Origin of the sequence: Shewanella sp. Shew256 (assembly GCF_002196695.1) — a bacterium.
Classification (GTDB): Bacteria; Pseudomonadota; Gammaproteobacteria; order Enterobacterales; family Shewanellaceae; genus Shewanella; species Shewanella mangrovisoli.
On sequence record NZ_NAJR01000006.1, the window covers coordinates 235,478 to 256,008 of the forward strand.

Consider the following 20,531-nt stretch of genomic DNA (forward strand, 5'->3'; position numbering starts at 1 on the left):
TCACAGCTTGCAACTAAAAATCAGCCAAGCTGTGACACTATTCGCTTGAAAAGCTTACTTAAACACACAGTGTTTAGCGTAATCGGCAGCTTCGTTCGCCGTCCAATCACCTGAAGGTTTATCCTTCATTTGCTTACACCAAGCATCACTACCGACCTCTGGCGCACAGGCACTTAAGCCTGCGGTAAAGGCCAATACTAAGGCGATAGCGCCTAATTTAGCGGTCGGTTTGGCAGTCATAGTTTTCAACAAAGACATAGTTAATTCCTTATAAGTAATACCCACCATGGGCCGTTAAAAAGTTGAACGTTTCGCAATCCAGTCGATAGCTTTGGCTTTTTGTTCTAAAGGGAACCAAGCCACTTCGCCTTGCATAAAGGGGCCGAGTAAACGCACAGCGTTACCCACCCAATCTGGGCCACCAACAAATACTAAGGCTTCAAAATTAGGGAGTTGGACTTCGCCGCTGCCCGTTAGCGACTCAAATTCCCAGCCTTCGAGTAAGACGTCCGCCTCGATATATAGGCAAACTTGTCCCCAATCCTTGCGGTAACTCTTAATGGCCGGCTGTAAACGGGTACGATAATCGGTTGATGAGAGTCGACCACTGGCGAAAAGACTGATAACACCCTTAGCAATATCGGGGATTTGGCATAACATAAAGGCACTCCGAAACGAGAACACTATTTTGCAAACGGGCAAACACGCCTGCCCAGCAAGAATGCGCCGATGATAACAAATCTATTGAAAAGCCATAAGCAGTTATTGATCGCTTCTCAAAGCAATTGGACAAAACCCTAAGTCTGCCATGATAAAAATCTCAAACCGTGTGGAACTTCCGGAAAATGAAATCGAGTGGCAATTTATCCGCTCCAGCGGCGCTGGCGGGCAGAATGTCAATAAAGTCTCCACCGCCGCCCAATTGATTTTTGATATCAGAAACTCGTCATTACCCGAGTTTTATCAGCAGCGCCTGCTGCAAAAAGCCGATCATCGCATTACCGCCAGTGGCAAAATCATTATCAAATGTCAGGCGAGCCGTAGCCAAGAGGCGAATCGGCAAACCGCCTTGGAGCAATTTATCGCCCTAGTTGCCAGCGTGGCCGAAGTGCCCAAAAAACGTATTCCAACCCGCGCGACCAAAAGCAGCCAAACCAAACGCTTAGATGCGAAAAAACAACGCGGCGCGACTAAGGCCATGCGACAGATTAAGTTTGATTAACCCCGCCGACAACGCGGTGACATTCATAATGCAAAATCCGCCCGAACAGGTTAAGTTAATGGCATTCAACCCGTTAAGGCATGTCGTAAAAGGAAAGCGTAATGAATCATAAAGTTCTGCTCATCAATGGCCCCAATTTAAACCTCCTTGGTCGCCGTGAGCCCAGTGTTTACGGTCATCAAACCTTAGCCGATATCGTTGCCATTTTGAGTAAACAAGCTCAAGCAGCAGGTGTTGAACTTGAGCATATTCAATCGAATGCCGAATTTGAGCTGATCAACGCTATCCATGCCACCGATGCGCAGATGATTATTATCAATCCCGCCGCCTTTACCCACACCAGTGTGGCCCTGCGTGACGCACTGCTTGGGGTGGACATCCCCTTCTTTGAAGTGCATTTATCCAATGTTCATGCCCGCGAGCCCTTCCGCCACCACTCCTATTTGTCCGATAAGGCCATTGGAGTGATTTGTGGTTTCGGCGCCCAAGGCTATGAGTTTGCCCTCGCGGCGGCGATTAAGAGATTGAAGGCATAAACGCGATTAGCGTGAGTACAGGGAGTTACAAGCTATGGCGGTTGACCTTCGAAAGATCAAAAAACTGATTGAATTAGTGCAGGAATCTGGGATTGCAGAACTGGCAATTACCGAAGGGGAAGAGTCCATTCGCATCACCCGCTACAGCCCGCACACCGCAAGCGCACCTGAAGGCGCGCATCATCCTGCGCCCTCTTCAGCACTGACGCCAAAGCCTGCCAAAGCCCGTGACGCCCTGCCTGTGATTGAAGGTTTTGTGCAGCTATCGCCCATGGTCGGCACCTTCCATGCGTCGCAAGGCCAAACCGAAGCGCCATTGGTGTGCATAGGTCAAAGGGTGGCGCGCGGCGACACGCTTTGCATCATCGAAGCCATGCGAATGCAAAATCCTATCGAGGCCGAGCGTGACGGCATAGTCGGCGCCATTTGGGTGAAAGATGGGGACGATGTCGCCTTCGATCAGCCGCTATTTACCCTGATCTAAGCCTAAACGTCCAGAGAACACTAAGAGGTAAAGATGATACTGATTACTGGCGCAAGCAGTGGCTTAGGCGCGGCATTAGCCGTCCTGTATGCCAAGGATAACCAAGCACTTACACTGACGGGGCGCGATGCCAATCGCCTGCATACCGTGGCCAATGCCCTCAGCCCATTTTCGACCCAAAGCATCAGCGCCATCAGTGCCGATTTAGCGGACGAAGCGAGTGTCGAAGCGCTATTCGATGGCCTCACCGATACTCCCAACACGGTTATCCACTGCGCTGGCAGTGGTTACTTTGGCGCACTGGAAACCCAAGGCGCGAGTGAGATCCAGGCGCTGCTGAATAACAATGTCACTTCAACGATTCTGCTGGTACGTGAATTGGTGAAACGCTATAAACAGCAAGCAGTTAAGGTTGTGATCGTTATGTCCACCGCCGCCCTCGCCGCCAAAGCGGGTGAATCGACCTACTGCGCCGCCAAATGGGCGGTAAGGGGCTTTATCGAATCGGTACGTTTGGAGCTCAAACAGAGTCAGATGAAGTTGATTGCGGTTTATCCCGGCGGTATGGATACCGGCTTTTGGCCGAGTAGTGGTAAGAGTCTAGATACCTCAAGCTTTATGTCCGCCGATGAGGCCGCAGGCATGCTAAAACAAGCACTGCTCGCCACTGAACATGGTTATATCGCCGATATCACCATACAAAGAGGTTAAGAAGTTTACTTAAAAGCGGCGCAGATATAGATCTGCGCCGTCATGGTCAGCTTAATCAATGCAGTTTGCAGTGCAAAGATTATCAGCGCGGCGGCTCTCCCTGTGGGTTAACCACCACATGACTAAACCACCGAGGGATAACAGCGCTGCGGCATAACCAGTCGCGGCGATGCCTTGGCCTGATAAGATCACTAAGCTGCCAACCCAAGGGCCAATCGCATTGGCAAGGTTAAAGGCACATTGTACTAAGGCGCCGGTCATGGCCTGCCCATCGGGGGCCACATCCATTAATCGCGCCTGTACTATGGTTGCTAGACCAATCCCCGAACCCACAAAGAATACGATCGGCATTAATGCCCAATAAGAGCCCGTCAAACTCGGATACAGCGCCAACACTAAAGTGCTTAACACCAGCGACCAAAATGCCGCAGCCAGCGCCGACTTATCCGCCGCCCAGCCACAGACTAAGGTGCCCAAAGTAGCGCCAATCCCAAAGACCGCCATCATCACCGGGATTTTAAAGGGCTCGACTTGGGTGACTTGGATCAGCGTTTCGGCCAGATAGGTATACACACAGAAAATCCCGCCAAAACCGATAGCCGCAATGCCGAGCGTGAGCCAAACTTCACGGTTCTTCAGGGTTTGCAGCTCTTTTTTCGGGCTGGCATTTTGCGGTACAGCGACATTTGGCGCGAGAAAATACAGCATAACAGCAGTCACGGCGGCAATAATCGCCACTATGCCGATACCAGAGCGCCAACCGACGGTTTGCCCCATCCAAGTCGCGAAGGGCACGCCAACGATAGTGGCTAAGGTTAAACCGATAATCACCCGAGAAACCGCTCGAGCCTTCATCTCGGGAGGCACTAAGGACGCCGCCAGTAACATAGCCACCCCAAAGTAAGCCCCATGGGGCAATCCGCTTAAAAAGCGGAAAAAGACTAACCAATTCAAGCTGGGTGCCAGGGCGCTTAAGCCATTGGCAACCGCCATCATGGCGGCCAAGGCGATTAACAGCGTGCGCCGCTTAATCCTCACCCCCAGCACCATAATGATGGGCGAGCCCACCACTACTCCAAGGGCATAGGCGCTGATGGCATAACTCACATGGGCGACATCGACACTTAAATCACTGGCGATATAAGGCACTAAGGTCATGGCGGCAAATTCTGTGGTGCCTAGGGCAAAGGTGCCTAATGCCAAGGCGAGTAACACCCAAAGCGCGCTGCTTTGAGCCTGAGTCTGGGGTTGAACTGCTTGCAAACGATTTCTCCGCGATTCTATAAAACGACAACTGGCTAAGAAAAAAATAGGAGCCCACTCGGGGCTCCCGTCGATAAGGCCTAAAACAACATTACTTCACTAACTGTTCTTGATAGGTTTGGCTATTCCAATCGAAGGCGTAAAGCGTACCTTGCCACTCATATAAGGTACGGCCATCCTGTTGCACTATTCTGGCATTGCTCGGCAGGCTCGACACACTGCGCGCCGCCCGCGCCCTGGGCACATTGGCAATTTGCTCCGCCGAGGCTGTGGATGCCCTAGCCGTCGATACACCTGTCTGTGATATCACAGTCGCACTATTCGTTGGCATATTCGACACCATACGGCCTTCACTCGGCGAATATTGCATACTCGTTGTGACTCGCACTGGTGGCGAAACCGCCACTGGCGTATCATCATAGGCCATGGGAATAGACAAGCCTATGCCCGAATAGGGTGAATTCCAATAACGCGAGCTATTCCAGCCCCAATCGTTCCAACCGTTATTGTTCCAACCATAGCCGAGATTCCAACCCGTGCCCCAGCCCGTCGCTAAGCCAACACCTAGGCCCAATCCCCAAGGATAATAGGGACGATAATGGCGATGGCTATCCCCATGTTTATGGTGATTATTGTAGTGATTGTCGTGGCGACCGTGACTCTCGCTATGGCGATCATTGCCGCGATCGCGCGCTGCCGCCAGATTCGGCACGGCTAAACTGCAAATCAGTAAGGCGCCCAGTAAGGACAAGCTAAAGCCTGTTTTATGCCAAGGCTCAGCCGACTTAGGTAAGCAAACTGATTGAAGTTGAAGATATTTATCTTTAACAAGGCATGGAAAGAGTGTCATATAAACCTCGAAATACCGGGCTCTGGTCAAATAAACATCGACCTAGGACAAGCATTTTACGCTTCCAAAGCTGGAAGATCACTGAATAGGTTAACCCTAAAACAGAAAAATGCTATAGTGCGCGCCACACGGATTTCCACTGCAGAGGCTATTTCCACATGAGTTTTAAGGATTTACGCAGCTTTATTGATCATCTGGAAGCCAATGGCGAACTCAAACGCATTAGCTACCCCGTTGATCCTCATTTAGAAATGACAGAGATCGCCGATCGCGTTCTACGCGCCAAAGGCCCTGCACTCCTATTCGAAAATCCAACGAATCATTCAATGCCAGTGCTGGCCAACCTCTTTGGTACCCCAAAACGCGTCGCCATGGCGCTGGGCAAAGAAGACCCGCTCGCGCTGCGCGATGTAGGTGAGCTGCTGGCGTTTTTAAAAGAACCCGAGCCACCACGCGGCTTTAAAGACGCGATTTCAAAAATCCCCATGTTCAAGCAAGCCTTGAATATGCCGCCTAAGACGGTGCGTAATCCCGCCTGTCAGCAAGTGGTAAAAACGGGCGATGAGGTTGATTTAACTCAGCTGCCGATTCAGCATTGCTGGCCGGGCGATGTCGCACCTTTGGTCACTTGGGGCTTAACCATTACCAAAGGTCCGCGTAAGAGTCGCCAAAACCTTGGGATCTACCGTCAGCAGTTGCTCGGCAAGAATAAACTCATTATGCGCTGGCTGTCCCACCGTGGTGGCGCCCTCGACTTTGCCGATTTTAAAGAGCAATTCCCCGGCGAGCGTTACCCTGTGGTGGTAGCCTTAGGCTCTGATCCTGTGACCATTTTAGGCGCGGTCACCCCAGTGCCCGATGCCATGAGCGAATACGCCTTTGCAGGATTGCTGCGCGGCGAGCGCACCGAAGTCTGCAAGGCATTAAGCTGTGATTTAGAAGTGCCTGCCAGCAGCGAGATCATCCTCGAAGGCTATATCGATCCCGACGAAATGGCCGAAGAAGGCCCCTACGGCGACCACACGGGTTACTACAACGAGACGGATAAATTCCCAGTCTTTACCGTGACCCATATTACCCACCGTAAGGATCCGATTTACCACAGCACCTACACAGGCCGTCCACCGGATGAACCCGCCATGTTAGGTGTGGCACTCAACGAAGTGTTTGTGCCGATTTTGCGTAAGCAATATCCTGAAATTATTGATTTTTACCTGCCGCCCGAAGGTTGCTCCTATCGGATGGCGGTGATCTCGATTCGTAAACAATACCCTGGCCATGCGAAACGGGTGATGATGGGCGCTTGGTCCTTCCTGCGCCAATTTATGTATACCAAATTTATTGTGGTGGTCGACGACGATGTGAATTGCCGCGACTGGAACGATGTGATTTGGGCCATTACCACCCGTATGGATCCTAAGCGCGATACCGTGATGATCGATAACACGCCTATCGATTACCTCGACTTTGCCTCCCCCGTGGCAGGCCTCGGCTCCAAAATGGGCCTCGATGCCACCAATAAGTGGGAAGGCGAAACCAACCGCGAATGGGGCACGCCGATTGTGATGGATCCTAAGGTTAAGCAAAAGATCGACTCAATCTGGGATGAGTTAGGCATAGACGACAGCCCAACCCTATAATTCAGCTTAAGCACGACTCTCGCACCCACTTAAGCCAAGAGAATAGGCCGCCAGCGGCCTTAATGTGACACCTAACGACAACAAATGATGAAAGGTGCAAAGGAAGTTTGATGAAAACCATACGTTGTAAGATAGAGAAAGTAACCCCCTTTAACGACGCCGTATATCAGGTGTGGTTAAAGCCCGACACCCCCTTGGAGTTTCAAGCGGGACAATACCTGTGTGTTGTGATGGGTGAAAAAGATAAACGTCCCTTCTCTATCGCGTCCGCCCCTAATGCCGAAGTGATTGAGCTTCATATTGGCGCGGCCGTCAGCGAAAGCTATCCAATGCAAGTGGTTGAAAAATTGCGTAATAGCACGCATATCGACATCGAAGCTCCCGGCGGCGAAGCCCACTTACGCCACGACAGCCAGCGCCCACGTTTATTGATCGCAGGTGGCACAGGCTTCTCTTACATCAAGAGTATTGTCGAGCAACAAATCGCCCTCGGCCAACAGGTCGAAACCACCCTCTACTGGGGTTGCCGCACCCAAGATGCGATGTACTACGAAAGCATCGCCCGCCAATGGCACGACGCTCACCCTTGGTTACACTTTGTGCCTGTGGTGGAAGAAGCTCCAGCTAACTGGCAGGGTAAAACCGCTAACCTGCTCGCGCAAATCAAGCAAGATTTTATCAGCCTAAACGGCTACGACATCTATATCGCAGGTCGTTTCGATATGGTTGGCGCCGCTCGCGAAATCTTCCGTGAAATGGGTGTAGATGAAGCCCATCTCTACGGCGATGCCTTCGCGTTTATCAAATAACGCGTTAATTTGTAAGCTTGGCTGGCCAACCTTTGCCAACCTAGGTTCAAAACAATAAACCCCAGTTTTTACTGGGGTTTTGTTTTTCTATCTTGCAGATGGCAGTCAATTGAGTTTACCCAAACTTCGTTTGGATTAAAGTCGTGGGGCTTCACCCCACACCCGACCAAGGAGGACTGCTCGTCCTATCCTCCTTGGATGCTCCATGACGCCCCAACGGAGTTGAAAGCCCCTTGTGCTCATTGCCAAATTTGCTATCGCTTCCGAAGGATGCGTCCCTGCACCTGCGAAAGCTAGCTCGCCATCCATGGCGAGACTCACGCAATTTGTCTATTCGCCCTGCGGCAACTCCGAGGGGTTGGTGAACTTCTGTAGCAAATCCGTAATTTGTTACTCAAACAGATTCTGCCAGTCCGATCTTTCTTTGAACGAAACCATTTTAATATATGCGCGAAATTTAATATCAAAGAGTATCAATCAACTACCAAAAAATATATTTTGCAGCCTGTCATAAATAGTCATAAACTCCGAACTTATTAAATAATAACGTTCGGATAATTAAATGGTTAAGCAAGTTATCTTGGATTGGTCTCAAGGAAAAAATATTGATGATGAATTCTTTCCAGAAGATAAGCTAGGAAGAGAAAAGTACGCTACTTTTCTAACTAAACTGCTAGCATCTCAAGGTTATGATGACCAGAGAACTGATGATGACAAAAAACGGAATTATGTGCTTAATCTCAATGCTGAGTGGGGAGCTGGCAAAACTTACTTTCTCAAGCGCTGGTCCGAAGACCTAAAAGAGTATTATCCTGTAGTATATGTAGATGCATGGAAAAAGGACTACTCAGATGACCCTTTAATGACAGTTATTTCATCCATCATTGACCAATTAAGAAAGCAAGCAGGAAAAGATAAAGATTCTCCAGTATTCAAAGCTCCTCGTACGTTGATCGGCTTATTAAAGGCTGCGGCCCCTGGTATTGGTCGAGGATTATTTAAGCGATATGTAGGCATAGATCCTGTCGAAATTATGAATGCAGATGACGACAATGAAAATATTGGTCAGATCAAGGGGGAAGATGGCCAAGATCTATTAGATAAAAATGGCAACCCTATTGATATGAGCTTTGCCGCTTCAGAAGCAGTTAAGTATCTTATTGATGAACATGATGCAAAATCCAAAGCGATTGATAGCCTAAAAAAAGTGTATCTGAATGGGTTGAAGCTGTTGTAGGCCATAAACAAAATGGCTATCCCGCTTTCATTTTTATTGACGAATTAGACCGCTGTAGGCCTAGCTATGCTGTTGAAATGCTAGAAACTATTAAACATATTTTTGATATTGATGGGGTTGTATTTGTGATTGCAACTGACACAGAGCAGCTGCAGCATGCCGTTAAAGCGGTATACGGCGAGGGTTTTGACGCTAAAATTTACCTCGGGCGCTTCTTCAATAGTCGTTATAGCCTCAAGTCACCTAATTTAGAAAATTTTTTAGACGTACACAGCGATGCCAACAAGCTTTCAGAGGATTATTTAAAGAGAGTCAACATTGAAGTATTCCCTCCAAATAGTGATGCTAAAATAACACTTAAAAATATATCAATTGTTCTTGAGGCCTTTAAGGTCTCTGCGCGTACTGCTATTCAAATCACCGATAGAATACTGGCGACCATTTCCAATATGCCCAGAGGTTCCAAGCTCGATATATTAATGTTGTCGACTTTGCTTTGTATTAAAGAAAAGGACAATGAACTTTTTGAAGAAATCGTAAATGGCAAGTTTGAACGAGTTATCCAGAAAGGTGATAGTACTAAAACTATCTATTTAGCTGAGTGAATAGAAAGTTACATACCAACAAGTTCTCATAACCGCCTTATTGAAATGAACTTCGACCCACAGCAATATGCGGATCATCAGTTTACATACGGTCCATATTATGACCCGATGGGCATACCTTACACATCAGGCTCATATTGTTTTGAGTTACTTAAATATCTGAAAGAAATTTTCTCTTCTCACTTTGGTTCCAAAACAATGCGTTCTACCTTTGCGTTTCTAAGTGACACACACCAACGTCAGAAAAGAGTGGACACAGATTTAGAGAAAACTTGCAAGGCTCTTATCGAAAAACATCATCAATTTAACTCTAAAGGTATTAACCCATTCCAAGCCTCTGCTCTTTTGTGGGCTAATTTTCTCTATATTAAAAATCAGTTCGAAGATATCGGTATGGATGAATATAAAGACTTTGTCGAGTTGGCATCCCCTCTGGATTGGATGGGGCAAGAGGATCTAACAGAAAAAAAATAGGATTTGCATAACTCTTTGGGAATGAACAATACACCGAGTCTACAGAAGTTCACCTCCCCTGCGAAGTTGCTGAAGGGCGTTGAAGAAAATCGCGTAACGCAGACAGGAAGTCTGCGTAGCTTTCGGGGGGAAAGGACGCCCCATCGGAAGCGTTAGCGATTTTCGAATAAGCACGAAGCCACTAACCAATGCATGTAACTTCGCTAGGGGCGTCATGGAGCATCCAAGGAGGATAGGACGAGCAGTCCTCCTTGGTCGGGTGTGGGGTGAAGCCCCACGACGTTGATTTTTCTTTAAAAGAATAAAAACTTAAGCTTTAGATTGCTCTGCCATGAGATACCAAAACTAATAAGTCAAAAACTCAAACGAAGTTTGAGTACCAACACCTACACTTGTGGTCTATGTAGATCGAAACGCAGATCTTCCGAGATCCCATAGTAGGCGGATGGGCCGCCGGCGCGCAGCACGGGTTCGGCGAGGGCGGTTTGATACACACCTTCACTATTGAGTAAATGCTTGGCGATATGCACGGCAACGACCTCACCTAAGACGAGCCAAGTATCAATCTTGTCCCCATTGGCGGCAGTTAATTGAATACATTGAGAAAGCTTACATTCAAAGTTTACCGGGCTTTCGGTCACCAGCTCGGCTTGGACGATAGTGCCGGCCTTGGGGGTGAGTCCGGCAAAGGCAAACTCATCCTCCCCGCGGGGTAACATGGCGGAAGTTTGATTCATTTTCTCGGCAAGGCTGCGGGTGGTGAGGTTCCAGACGAACTCGCCGGTGTCGACGATATTGGCGACACTGTCCTTCCAGCCCGTGCTGGCAAAGCCAATGATCGGTGGTTTGTAGTTGAAACAATTGAAAAAACTATAGGGCGCGAGATTGCGTTGCCCCTGAGCACTGCGCGAGGAGATCCAGCCTATGGGTCTAGGGGCGACAATCGCATTTAAGGGGTCGTGCGATAGTCCATGTCCCTTGCTCGGCTCGTAAAAATAGCGTTCTGTAGTCATCTTCTTCCCTTATCGATTTGTGCCCAATAAAGCTTAGCATTCACGCATGTCATTCATCTTAACCCGTGAACAGGTCGAATAAACACCCCAAATAAACAGTAAATTCAACTTGTTCAGACTATTCTGCTAGAGTGTTGCAGATTAGGCATGGATAAAGCTCATCAGTCGGGCAAAGGAGTGGATATGAATCCGATAAATGCAGTCTGGAAACGTTGGCTATTGGCCCTAGTGTTAGCGGTCACGGGTTGTGCCAGCGTCGCCCAAGTGGATTTTGATAGTCTTTACGGTAAAAGCTCGCCGCAGACGCGGGCCGATTATCAGCCAATCCAGAGTGAACTCACAGCACAAACAAAGACTTATCATTCGGCTGTTGAACCTATCATCAACGGTCGCTGCGTGGTTTGCCATGCCTGTTACGATGCGCCCTGCCAACTTAAAATGACTTCCAGTGAGGGGATTGAACGGGGCGCGAACAAGGAAAAAGTCTATCAGGGCACCCGCTTGATGGCGGCAACACCAAATCGGTTATTTGTCGATGCCCACACGCCTGAAGCTTGGCGCGAACGCGGTTTTTATCCCGTGCTCAATGAGCGCGCCCAGACCCCACAGGCCAATACTCAGGCCTCAGTGCTGGCGCGGATGCTAACGCTAAAACAGGCCCATCCCCTACCGGACACTAAACTGCTCGATAAAAGTTTCGACTTTAGCCTCGATCGGGTTCAGCAATGCGCCAGCATTGAGGAAATGGACAAATACGAGCAATACCAACCGCTTGCGGGCATGCCCTACGGCTTGCCTGCGCTCAATCAGCAGGAACATAAGGTATTGATGCAATGGCTCGAACAGGGTGCAGTGTTGCCGACGCCACCAGCCCTCAGCGCCGAGTTTAATCAAGAAATCGCCCGCTGGGAGCAGTTCTTAAATGCCGACAACCTCAAGGCGCAACTGAGCGCCCGTTATATTTACGAGCACTTATTTGCCTTTCACCTGTATTTTGAGTCGTTAACCGCGGCCGATGCTCCCGCGGCTTACTTCGAGTTAGTGCGCTCACGCACGCCGCCGGGCAAACCGATTGATCTGATTGCCAGTCGTCGCCCCTTCGACGATCCGCAAGTGTCGCGGGTGTATTACCGCTTTAAACCCTATCACGCCACGATCGTCGATAAGACCCATATTCCCTACGCCTTGAATAACACTGTGCTGCAAAACTGGCAGCAGTGGTTTATCGATGCCAAGTACCAAGTCAGCTCGCTGCCAAGCTATGCGCCGAGCGTGGCAGCCAATCCCTTCGAGGCCTTTATTCAACTGCCCGCAGGCTCGCGTTATCGCTTTATGCTTACCCGCGCCCAAGACACTATTATGGGCTTTATCAAGGGGCCGGTTTGCCGTGGTCAGGTCGCACTCAATGTGATCAACGATAGATTCTGGGTTTACTTTGTCACCCCAGAATATATGGACGACAGCGACTTTACTGACTTCTATCAGGGTCAAATCGAGAACCTACGCATGCCCGCCGAGGAAGAAAGCACCGCCCTTGCCGTGACCTGGGTGAAATACGCCGCCAAACAGGGCGAGTATATGCGGGCACGAAATCAGTTTTTAAATCATAAGTTTAAAAATGGTCGCCACCTCACGATCGATGGCCTATGGGATGGCGACGGCAATAATGATAATGCTAGCCTGACGGTATTTAGGCATTTCGATAATGCCACTGTGGTCAAAGGGTTAGTGGGTGATTCCCCCAAGACGGCTTGGGTGATCGATTATGCCCTGCTGGAGCGGATTCACTACCTCCTAGTCGCGGGTTTCGATGTGTATGGCAATTACGGCCACCAACTACTCACCCGCCTGTATATGGATTTTTTACGCATGGAGGGCGAGTCTAACTTCTTGACCTTATTACCCCAAGAGGAGCGCCGTAAGCAGTTTAAGGATTGGTATCAGGATGCGGGCACCCAGCTAACCGCCTTTATTGCGGGGGATATCAATACCTTCAATCAACCCACAGGTGTGCTCTACTACACAGACGATCTTAAGGCCGAACTCTACCAAAAATTGGCCGCTAAGGTCGGCGAGGTTCAGCCCCAACGCTATCAAATCGCACTCAGTCAGTTGCAACCCAACAGCAAGGCATTGTTGCAGGCGCTAGGCAGAGTTAAAGGCACGCAAGCGACCCTTTTACCCGAGCTGACGATGATTATGGTTGAGCCTGAAAAAACGGGCAAAGCGGAAATCTTTACCTTAGTACGTAACAGTGCCCATCGAAATATTTCGAGCCTATTCAATGAGGAAAGCAACCGCGATCCCGCCAAGGATGATGTCACGCTAGTGCGCGGGCTTTTGGGCAGTTATCCCGAAGCCTTCTGGCATATTAAGGAGCAAGACTTAGCCAAAGTTGTGGCTAAGGTCGAAGGCATGCAAACCGAAAAGGACTACGAGGCGTTATTGGATTTAGCGGCGGTGCGCCGTACCGATCCGCGTTTCTGGGCCTTTAGTGACAAACTCAACCAAGCCTTTTTCGACAGTCATCCGATTGAGAGCGGTTGGCTGGACTACAATCGACTGCAAAATCGCTAACAAAAAAGGGAACCCTAGGGTTCCCTTTTTATCAACTTACGCTTACCAGATCTTCACGCGATCCTCTGGGGCTAAGTACAGCTTATCGCCGGGCTTCACATCAAAGGCTGTGTACCAAGCGTCTAAGTTACGCACGGTCAGCGCGCGGTACATGCCAGGGGCATGGCCATCGGTCGCCACGCGGGCACGCAAAGCTTCGTCACGCATCTTAGTCGCCCACGTTTGCGCAAAGCCGATAAAGAAGCGTTGGTCGCCACTAAAGCCATCGATAACTGGCGCAGGTTTACCGTTAAGCGAGGCATGGTAGGCATCGAGCGCGGCCGCTAAGCCCGCCACGTCGGCAATGTTTTCACCTAAGGTCAGCTTGCCGTTGACATGCAGATCCGGGAATGGTGCATAGCTATCAAACTGCTTCGCCAATGCCTCACCCTGCTTAGCAAACTGTGCAAAGTCCGCTGGCGTCCACCAGTTACGCATAGCGCCAGTTGAGTCGAACGCCGCACCATTGTTATCGAAGCTATGGCTGATCTCATGGCCAATCACAGCGCCAATCGCGCCATAGTTATAGGCTGCATCGGCCTTAGCATCGAAGAATGGTGGCTGCAAAATCCCCGCAGGGAAGTTAAGCGCGTTTTGCACTGGCAGGTTAACCGCGTTAACCACTTGCGGCGTCATCCACCACTCGCCCTTATCCATAGGTTTACCGATTTTGGCGAGTTGATGGGCATATTCCACCTTTTCACCATTGATAGCATTGGCATAGGCATTGGTTGGCGATACCGCATAGGCATCGTAATTGCGCCATTTATCGGGGTAACCCACGCCCACGGCGATGGTCGCAACCTTAGCTAGGGCTTCCTGCTTGGTGGAAGGGTCCATCCACTCAAGTTTTTCGACTCGCTTACCAAAGGCACTAACGATGTTATCCACCATAGTGCTGACTTCGGCCTTGGCCGAAGCCGGGAAATAATGCTCGGCGTAGGCGCGGCCTACGGCATCACCTAGGTATTCATCCAAGGCACTCAAGGCGCGTTTATCACGGCTGCGCTGCTCAGGGGTGCCTGACAGCTTAGTGCCGTTAAAGGCAAAAGAGGCGTTATCGATAGCCGATGGCAATACATCGGCGTGGCTGTTGATATGGTGGAACACCAACCAGTCTTTCCACGCATCCAGCGGCTCAGAGGCCACCAGCGCCGAGAGATTGGTAATAGCACTGGCGTGATAGGCGGCAAATCTGTCTTGCTTGCCAAGCTGGGCGGCATCTAAAAAGGCAGTCCAGTCGATACCCGGGGCTTTAGCGTCGAAGTCGGTACGGCTCCACACACCCGATGCCTTAGTGAAATCTTCACTGTCTTCACGGCTGGCGTGGGCGCTAGCAATTTTGTGTTCGAGGGCAAAAATGCGATCGGCACGGGCCGCAGCATCACTGATGCCCGCATCGGTCAGCAGGGTCTCGATATAGGCACGGTAAGCGGTGCGGATCTCGACCATTTTAGGGTCGTCCGACAGATAATATTCGCGCTCGGGTAACCCTAAACCGCCTTGCAGAATATAAGGCAGCACTTCACCCGGCGTCGCCAGACCTTGAGTCACGAAAATACCGAAGAGGTTTTCGGTGAAAAAGTCGGTGGCATTGAGAGGATCCACATCGGCACGCAGGTTAGCACCGAGCGCCGCAGATAGGGCGTGTTTATCCGCAATGGCTTGATAGCTGGCTAAATCGGCTTCCATTGGCTTCATGCCCGCCGCATCGATTGCCGCAGTGTTAGTGTACGCCTTGTAGAAATCGGCAATGCGTGCATCATCGCTGCCAGCGGCGTGTTCGGCCTTGACTAAGTCGGCGATCAGGCTGGTTTTATGCTTTTCCGTCTCTTGGAAAGCCACTAGAAATGCACCCGTGCTTGAGCGATCGGCGGGGATCTCTGTGGTTTTCATCCACTCGCCATTGGCGTAGGTATAAAAATCATCGCCGGGTTTAACCTTAGGCGACATGGCCGCAAGGTTAATGCCGATTGGCGTAGCGGCTTGGCTGGCAGCAGGCGCTGCGCTGGTTTGTACTTTTGCTGCATTGTCGCTGGCGACAGCGGCGGTTTCCTTGGTGTTATCACCACAGGCAGTTAACCCTGTCAGTACTGTCGTCGACAGTAATATGGCGGGGATCAGGCGGTCCGACATATGAGACTCCTTCCGTTGTTATTCTTGTATTTTTGGTATTTTGGCTATTCGAATGCTTTCCAGCATGGCGAGGCAGTGTAACTGGCGATATGGTGAGATGTAAAAGAAACTCACGCTTTATGATAGAAAGTTAATGCAAAGTCTTTAATACACTCTATCTCTGGGCAAATAAGTGCATCTAGCAAAAAGCCAAACAGCCGATGGCTATCGGCTGTTTGAATAACACACTAGGTTAGAGTTTGACTTGAGTGTACTGAGTCCACGCCAGCAGTTGCCCCATTTGTGGGACTATCCACACCGCCGTGCCCTTATTTTGATAAACCCGATAGTAAAACAGATCTTCATCGCGAATATCGTGCTTACGGATTGCGCGGTAAAACTGCATGGCTGAGCCACTCACCTCATCGGGTTTGGTGAGCTCCTTTTGCGATACTTTGACATGGAATACATCCACATTCAGATCATCAATTTGCGTTTGATACTGCTCAAACTCACCACGGATAGTGTACTTAATCGGCGTGGTTAAACAGTCCTGATCGGTAATGCAGGAGGTGGAGTAAAACTTACCCCGATTCTCCCCTTCGTACACCAGCGACATGCTGAGATCCGTACGCACCAGCAGCTCGCCCGCCACTGGGAAATAGATATCCGCGTGGTAGTTATGCTCCAGCAGCTCCCCCGCACCCTTGTCATCAATCGGCAGCACGATGCGGTTGTAGCGAATACGCTCCTCCATCGTCTTACTCAGCGGGATAAACTCGGCCATGTTAAGGCCCGCCGGCGTTGCATCAATCGAGGTGATATTGATGATGCCCTTGCCGTTACAATCCTTAGCATCGAGCGAGGGGCAAATAGCCATCGAATAGTTTTTACCATCCGTTGCGGCAAAGGCGCTGAAATAAGGCAAGTCACTGATATGGTTACCTTCTGGCGCTAGATGCTTTTGCCACCACGAGGGATGTAAGTGTTCTTCATCGTCGATATACAGCACCTGTGCCGTGCCCAAGGTACCGCCAATATTAAGGCTGATATATTTATCGGCGTTCCATTTAGCGACCTGTTTGACCACGGCATGGTGATCGCTCCAATACCACACAGAGATAAGGATTAAGCCCAGCATGACGATGCCCGCCAGTTTCGTCCACGCCGAGACACCGACAATGGCATCGCGAATCGCATCGGCATCGTTAATCGCCAACATCTTCACATGAGACTGTTCGGACACATGCAACTGATAACCGCGACGCGCCACCGTTTTGAGCTGCACTTCGGTATAAGGCTCTAATTTTTTACGTAAGGTACTGATGCACTGAGTTAATGAGGTAGGCGCGACCACACGTTCTGGCCAGCCGACTTGCAGCAATTCTTCCTTGGTAAAAATCGCGTTCGGGGCAGATAACAGCAATACAAGTACGGCGGTTTCTGAAAAAGTCAGGCCGATCTGGGTTCCATGAACATGGTCAACAAGCTCTTTGGCCTGTTCATCTAACATTAGGTATGAAGTGATTTTATGCATGTTAAGCGCCCAAACTAAGCCAACACAATAGACTATGATTGCGCTAACAACGGGCAAACACAGTGAAACTCAGTCTCACCCGAGAGCAACCGTGATTCCTAGCTACCAAATCAAGAGGGTTTATTTTACTTCTTAACAACATAAAATACTGTGACTCTATACTCAGTTTACCCATTGTTTTATAAAGCATAAATTTAAACTAATGCAGAAAAAACTAAACCTCTTGCCTCGCAAAAATCCAGCAGGCTAGTAATCCTAACAGCCCTATCCAAGTCGCCAGCATGGCGTACATCGGCACAGGCCCCATTCCCGTTTGGGCAATCAGGGCGAGACTACTCTTAGCCGACAGGGTATCGGCGGGATTGGCAAGCAGGTTCAAGGCACGGAAAAGATCGGTAGGATTAATTAAAATCAATAGGTTAAATAGCTGGCGATTGAAGACTTCCGCCAGACTCACCAGCGCCGTGAGCAGCACTAAGTCATAAACCAAGACCAGCACAAACCACAGCAGCAGTAATATGCCTAGGGCTTTGGCCTTTTCGCGAACACACAGACTCACGCAATAGCCCAAAAGCACAAACACCAGCGACAGCAAAATACCGCTGCTAATCAAATGGATAAAACCGATAATTAAGGCGTGTCTAGATTGATTTTCAACAAAGGCCACTAGTAACAATGCCGTCGCGCCAAACCCCATCACACAGGCAGTCATCATCACATAGGCATGGCCGAGCAACTTGCCACACACCAAGTGCCAACGGGCCAAGGGATAGGTGAGTAGCAGCAATAGCGTGCCCGACTCGCGCTCACCAACAAAGCTGTCGTAGCTGAGCAAAATCGCGCCCAAGGGCAAGATAAACACCGCCAGTGTGACTAAGCCCGAGAAGATTTGTGCGCTCTCGAGCAGCACTACAGTGCCCGACACGGCGCTGCCCATAAAGCTCACGCACAGGGACAAAATCAACAAGATACCCGCCATCAAGCCTAGCCAGCGGTTGCGTAAATTGTCCTTAAATTCTTTCACGGCAACGGCTTGAATCAGTGTTAGCGCCCGTGGAGGGCAATATTGGGCACAGCCTTGCTCGATACTTATCTGACTCATGCCACTAACTCCCTTTGATCTTGCTCGTCTTCAACCGCCGAGCACGCGGTTGACGAAGTAGAGCGATGCAGCCCTGCCATAAAGTGATGGAAAATATCCTGCAAGCTCGGAGGCGCAATGGAAAACTCATGGATTTTAAGGAGATGTAATTGCTCGATAACCTTGGCCTTAAGCGCATCGGGCACACTAAAGCATACTCTGTTTGCGCTTGAGTGGTTCCGCAGTGAGGCGAACAGTGGCAGAGCCATTAACTGCTGATATTGCAGCGGCGAAACGCGGTGTAACTCAAGTTGACTTGGCAGCGCGCTGATTGCCCTAAGCTGCGATAAATCACCTGCGGCGAGCAGCCGACCTTGGCCTAAGATCAGCGCACTATCCATTTGATCTTGCACTAATCCTAACTCGTGGGTACTGATAATGATGGCGCAACCCTGCGCCTTCAGTTGCGCCATTTTCTGATATAAAAATGCCGATGCGAGGGGGTCTAAGCCCACAGTCGGTTCATCAAGCAATAGCACCTTAGGATCGGCTAATACCGCCTGAGCTAATCCCAAGCGTTGGCGCATCCCCTTGGAAAAGGTGCTTAGGCGTTTATCCTTGGCTGCCATCAGGCCAAATTCTTCCAGCAAAATGGATACTCGCTTGGGGGCGACCCCCTTAAGTTTGGCAAAATAGCTTAAGATCTCCTGCGCCGTCATATTGTCATAAAAGCTCACATTTTCAGGCAAATAGCCTAATAACAGATTGGCATTGGCTCGCTTGGTATGCAGAGGTTGTCCCTGCACAAATAGCTCGCCCAGGCTTGGGGAGACAAGCCCTAGGATCATTTTAATCAGGGTCGATTTACCCGCACCATTGTGGCCGAGTAGCGCTAAAGTTTGGCCTGCTTGCAGTTCAAAATGAAGATCCGTGAGTGCCTCAAACTTCGCATAACGCTTGCAAAGCCCAATGGCCTTAATCGCCACTTGTCCTTGGGATGAAGCCTCGTTTTTCATCAAGGTCAGCGCCTGTTTATGCTGTGCATCATTGCTGAAATGGCTCATTGCCCATCTCCTCGGTTTTCCATCCCATTAAGGGAAAGCTGTCACTCACGCCGCTCGCACCCGTTGGCTGAAACTGCCGCTCCACCCAACGCAGCAGTAAGACCACAGGGCTTTCCATCAGCAGTTTCGCTTCGGGATAGAGCCAAAAGAGTTTGTCTAAGCTGTCGTTGGGCCGATGGGCGATATCCCCGACGCCATCGCCATTAGTGTCCCAACCCTGATATTCGGACCAGTAATTGCCCTGCCCCTGATAACTCCACTCGAGTTGTGCCTCGCCAACGTATTTGACTTGGGCTTGATTGGCTAAAATACGATTATGCCAAAGGCGATTTGCTTCGCCGCCCATGGCCATGCTGATCCCAGTATCGCTATGGCTAAACTCATTCGCCTCGATGCGATTATTCTGCGCGGCGTAGATAAAAATACCCTTGCCCTCGTTGCCAAGCTCCACAGAGCCTTGAGGATTGACCACCTCTGTCGCGATATTCGCCTGAATATGGGCATCGTTTGTGATATTGAGCAGAATGCCAAAGTCCCGTGCTTGGCTGACCCTGTTGTGGTGTAAAAAGATATGCTGCGAGTTCATCAAGGCATAACCGCCATCGACGCTAATGGCTTGATTGTTTGAGGCTTCATCGCCTCGGGTGTACATGTAATGGATGCCGTATTGCAACTTAGCGAATTGATTATGGTGAACTTGGCTGTCTGTCACCGACTCGATATACACACCATCGCGGACAAAGATAAAATGATTATCTTGCACCTGCGGCGCGCTCACATGCTTGAGGAAGACGCCATCGCCCCGATCCAACACATAAATGGCGCCATTACCGCTGATGCTGTTTTCCATAATGCGGGGCGCACTGAGCTGCTCGCCATAGATACCAAAGCCATCCCCCACCAGCCGATTGCCCTTAATAAGCACTTCGTCAGCCCCGGGTTGCAGCAAGATCCCCGCATTCTGGTAATAAAGATCCCGCCCCCAGTGACGGATATTCAGCCCTTCGACAATCACCTTGGGCGCTGCAATGGTTAAGGCGCTACCTTGACGCAAAGCATCTAGGGTTGCCCCCGCTTCGCCCTTAAGATGAATCGCACGACTGACACTAAAATTGCCTTCGTAAACGGCGGTGGCGAGCACAATAGTGTCGCCATCCTGCGCCCGCGCGAGGGCCTGGGTTAAAGCCGCAGTATCTGTGACCCTAAACTCCTGCGCCAACCCAACAAGGGATAAGCTACAGAGCCAACCGAGGAACAAGCAGCGCCACATAACA

The 20,531-nt window shown here is 50.1% G+C and carries 20 protein-coding genes; 10 read left to right on the top strand and 10 right to left on the bottom strand.

The window, feature by feature from the left end:
- Positions 1 to 54: 54 nt before the first annotated feature.
- Both B5P39_RS13335 and B5P39_RS13340 read right to left on the bottom strand, forming a co-directional pair.
- Positions 55 to 258, bottom strand: a complete 204-nt coding sequence (locus B5P39_RS13335; protein WP_011715717.1) for a DUF3012 domain-containing protein — start codon at positions 256 to 258, stop codon at positions 55 to 57.
- A 36-nt stretch (positions 259 to 294) separates the two neighbouring features.
- A complete protein-coding gene (locus B5P39_RS13340; RefSeq protein ID WP_011621315.1) occupies positions 295 to 660 on the bottom strand; it encodes an STAS/SEC14 domain-containing protein in 366 nt (121 codons plus the stop codon).
- Between the two features lie 148 nt (positions 661 to 808).
- On the opposite strand from B5P39_RS13340, the gene arfB reads away from it, so the two are divergent.
- The 4 genes from arfB (at position 809) to B5P39_RS13360 (ending at position 2,953) form a co-directional block, all read left to right on the top strand.
- Positions 809 to 1,222: an alternative ribosome rescue aminoacyl-tRNA hydrolase ArfB gene (arfB, locus tag B5P39_RS13345; protein ID WP_011621314.1), complete on the top strand. Its 414-nt coding sequence runs from the start codon at positions 809 to 811 to the stop codon at positions 1,220 to 1,222.
- A gap of 101 nt (positions 1,223 to 1,323) precedes the next feature.
- Positions 1,324 to 1,758, top strand: a complete 435-nt coding sequence (gene aroQ, locus B5P39_RS13350; protein WP_088211843.1) for a type II 3-dehydroquinate dehydratase — start codon at positions 1,324 to 1,326, stop codon at positions 1,756 to 1,758.
- Between the two features lie 34 nt (positions 1,759 to 1,792).
- Complete coding sequence (gene accB / locus B5P39_RS13355) at positions 1,793 to 2,242, top strand: acetyl-CoA carboxylase biotin carboxyl carrier protein (RefSeq protein ID WP_088211844.1); 450 nt, start codon at positions 1,793 to 1,795, stop codon at positions 2,240 to 2,242.
- A gap of 33 nt (positions 2,243 to 2,275) precedes the next feature.
- Positions 2,276 to 2,953: an SDR family NAD(P)-dependent oxidoreductase gene (locus B5P39_RS13360; RefSeq protein WP_088211845.1), complete on the top strand. Its 678-nt coding sequence runs from the start codon at positions 2,276 to 2,278 to the stop codon at positions 2,951 to 2,953.
- A gap of 51 nt (positions 2,954 to 3,004) precedes the next feature.
- Here the strand turns inward: B5P39_RS13360 and B5P39_RS13365 are convergent, their stop codons facing one another.
- Positions 3,005 to 4,216, bottom strand: a complete 1,212-nt coding sequence (locus B5P39_RS13365) for an MFS transporter (protein WP_240520042.1) — start codon at positions 4,214 to 4,216, stop codon at positions 3,005 to 3,007.
- Positions 4,217 to 4,307: 91 nt separating this feature from the next.
- Positions 4,308 to 5,066, bottom strand: a complete 759-nt coding sequence (locus B5P39_RS13370; RefSeq protein ID WP_088211847.1) for a hypothetical protein — start codon at positions 5,064 to 5,066, stop codon at positions 4,308 to 4,310.
- A 158-nt stretch (positions 5,067 to 5,224) separates the two neighbouring features.
- Between B5P39_RS13370 and ubiD the strand changes: the two genes are divergently transcribed.
- From ubiD to B5P39_RS24985, 5 genes are all read left to right on the top strand, one after another.
- A complete protein-coding gene (ubiD, locus tag B5P39_RS13375; RefSeq protein ID WP_011627318.1) occupies positions 5,225 to 6,706 on the top strand; it encodes a 4-hydroxy-3-polyprenylbenzoate decarboxylase in 1,482 nt (493 codons plus the stop codon).
- Positions 6,707 to 6,816: 110 nt separating this feature from the next.
- A complete protein-coding gene (gene fre, locus B5P39_RS13380; RefSeq protein ID WP_088211848.1) occupies positions 6,817 to 7,515 on the top strand; it encodes an NAD(P)H-flavin reductase in 699 nt (232 codons plus the stop codon).
- Between the two features lie 562 nt (positions 7,516 to 8,077).
- Positions 8,078 to 8,752: a P-loop NTPase fold protein gene (locus B5P39_RS24975; RefSeq protein WP_254915785.1), complete on the top strand. Its 675-nt coding sequence runs from the start codon at positions 8,078 to 8,080 to the stop codon at positions 8,750 to 8,752.
- A 35-nt stretch (positions 8,753 to 8,787) separates the two neighbouring features.
- Positions 8,788 to 9,357 (top strand): P-loop NTPase fold protein, encoded by a 570-nt coding sequence (locus tag B5P39_RS24980; protein ID WP_369596979.1) that lies wholly within the window; start codon positions 8,788 to 8,790, stop codon positions 9,355 to 9,357.
- A 45-nt stretch (positions 9,358 to 9,402) separates the two neighbouring features.
- The gene (locus B5P39_RS24985; RefSeq protein WP_254915787.1) at positions 9,403 to 9,831 is read left to right on the top strand and encodes a hypothetical protein; all 429 of its coding nucleotides are present in this window, start codon (positions 9,403 to 9,405) and stop codon (positions 9,829 to 9,831) included.
- A 386-nt stretch (positions 9,832 to 10,217) separates the two neighbouring features.
- Here B5P39_RS24985 and B5P39_RS13390 read toward each other — a convergent pair whose 3' ends face one another.
- Positions 10,218 to 10,844: a flavin reductase family protein gene (locus B5P39_RS13390; RefSeq protein ID WP_088211849.1), complete on the bottom strand. Its 627-nt coding sequence runs from the start codon at positions 10,842 to 10,844 to the stop codon at positions 10,218 to 10,220.
- A 183-nt stretch (positions 10,845 to 11,027) separates the two neighbouring features.
- Between B5P39_RS13390 and B5P39_RS13395 the strand changes: the two genes are divergently transcribed.
- Positions 11,028 to 13,421, top strand: coding sequence for a fatty acid cis/trans isomerase (locus B5P39_RS13395; RefSeq protein WP_088211850.1), 2,394 nt, complete (start codon positions 11,028 to 11,030; stop codon positions 13,419 to 13,421).
- A gap of 42 nt (positions 13,422 to 13,463) precedes the next feature.
- Here the strand turns inward: B5P39_RS13395 and B5P39_RS13400 are convergent, their stop codons facing one another.
- The 5 genes from B5P39_RS13400 to nosD all read right to left on the bottom strand — a co-directional run bounded on the left by B5P39_RS13400 (position 13,464) and on the right by nosD (position 20,527).
- Complete coding sequence (locus B5P39_RS13400) at positions 13,464 to 15,596, bottom strand: M13 family metallopeptidase (protein WP_088211851.1); 2,133 nt, start codon at positions 15,594 to 15,596, stop codon at positions 13,464 to 13,466.
- Between the two features lie 232 nt (positions 15,597 to 15,828).
- A complete protein-coding gene (locus tag B5P39_RS13405; RefSeq protein WP_088211852.1) occupies positions 15,829 to 17,112 on the bottom strand; it encodes a winged helix-turn-helix domain-containing protein in 1,284 nt (427 codons plus the stop codon).
- 214 nt (positions 17,113 to 17,326) lie between these two features.
- Positions 17,327 to 18,214 (bottom strand): ABC transporter permease, encoded by an 888-nt coding sequence (locus B5P39_RS13410; protein WP_088211853.1) that lies wholly within the window; start codon positions 18,212 to 18,214, stop codon positions 17,327 to 17,329.
- Positions 18,211 to 19,257 carry an ABC transporter ATP-binding protein gene (locus tag B5P39_RS13415; protein ID WP_088211854.1) on the bottom strand — a complete coding sequence of 349 codons (1,047 nt, stop codon included), beginning with the start codon at positions 19,255 to 19,257 and terminating at the stop codon, positions 18,211 to 18,213. Before B5P39_RS13415 ends, B5P39_RS13410 begins: the two co-directional genes overlap by 4 nt.
- Positions 19,238 to 20,527 carry a nitrous oxide reductase family maturation protein NosD gene (nosD, locus tag B5P39_RS13420; RefSeq protein WP_088211855.1) on the bottom strand — a complete coding sequence of 430 codons (1,290 nt, stop codon included), beginning with the start codon at positions 20,525 to 20,527 and terminating at the stop codon, positions 19,238 to 19,240. Before nosD ends, B5P39_RS13415 begins: the two co-directional genes overlap by 20 nt.
- Positions 20,528 to 20,531: the final 4 nt, after the last annotated feature.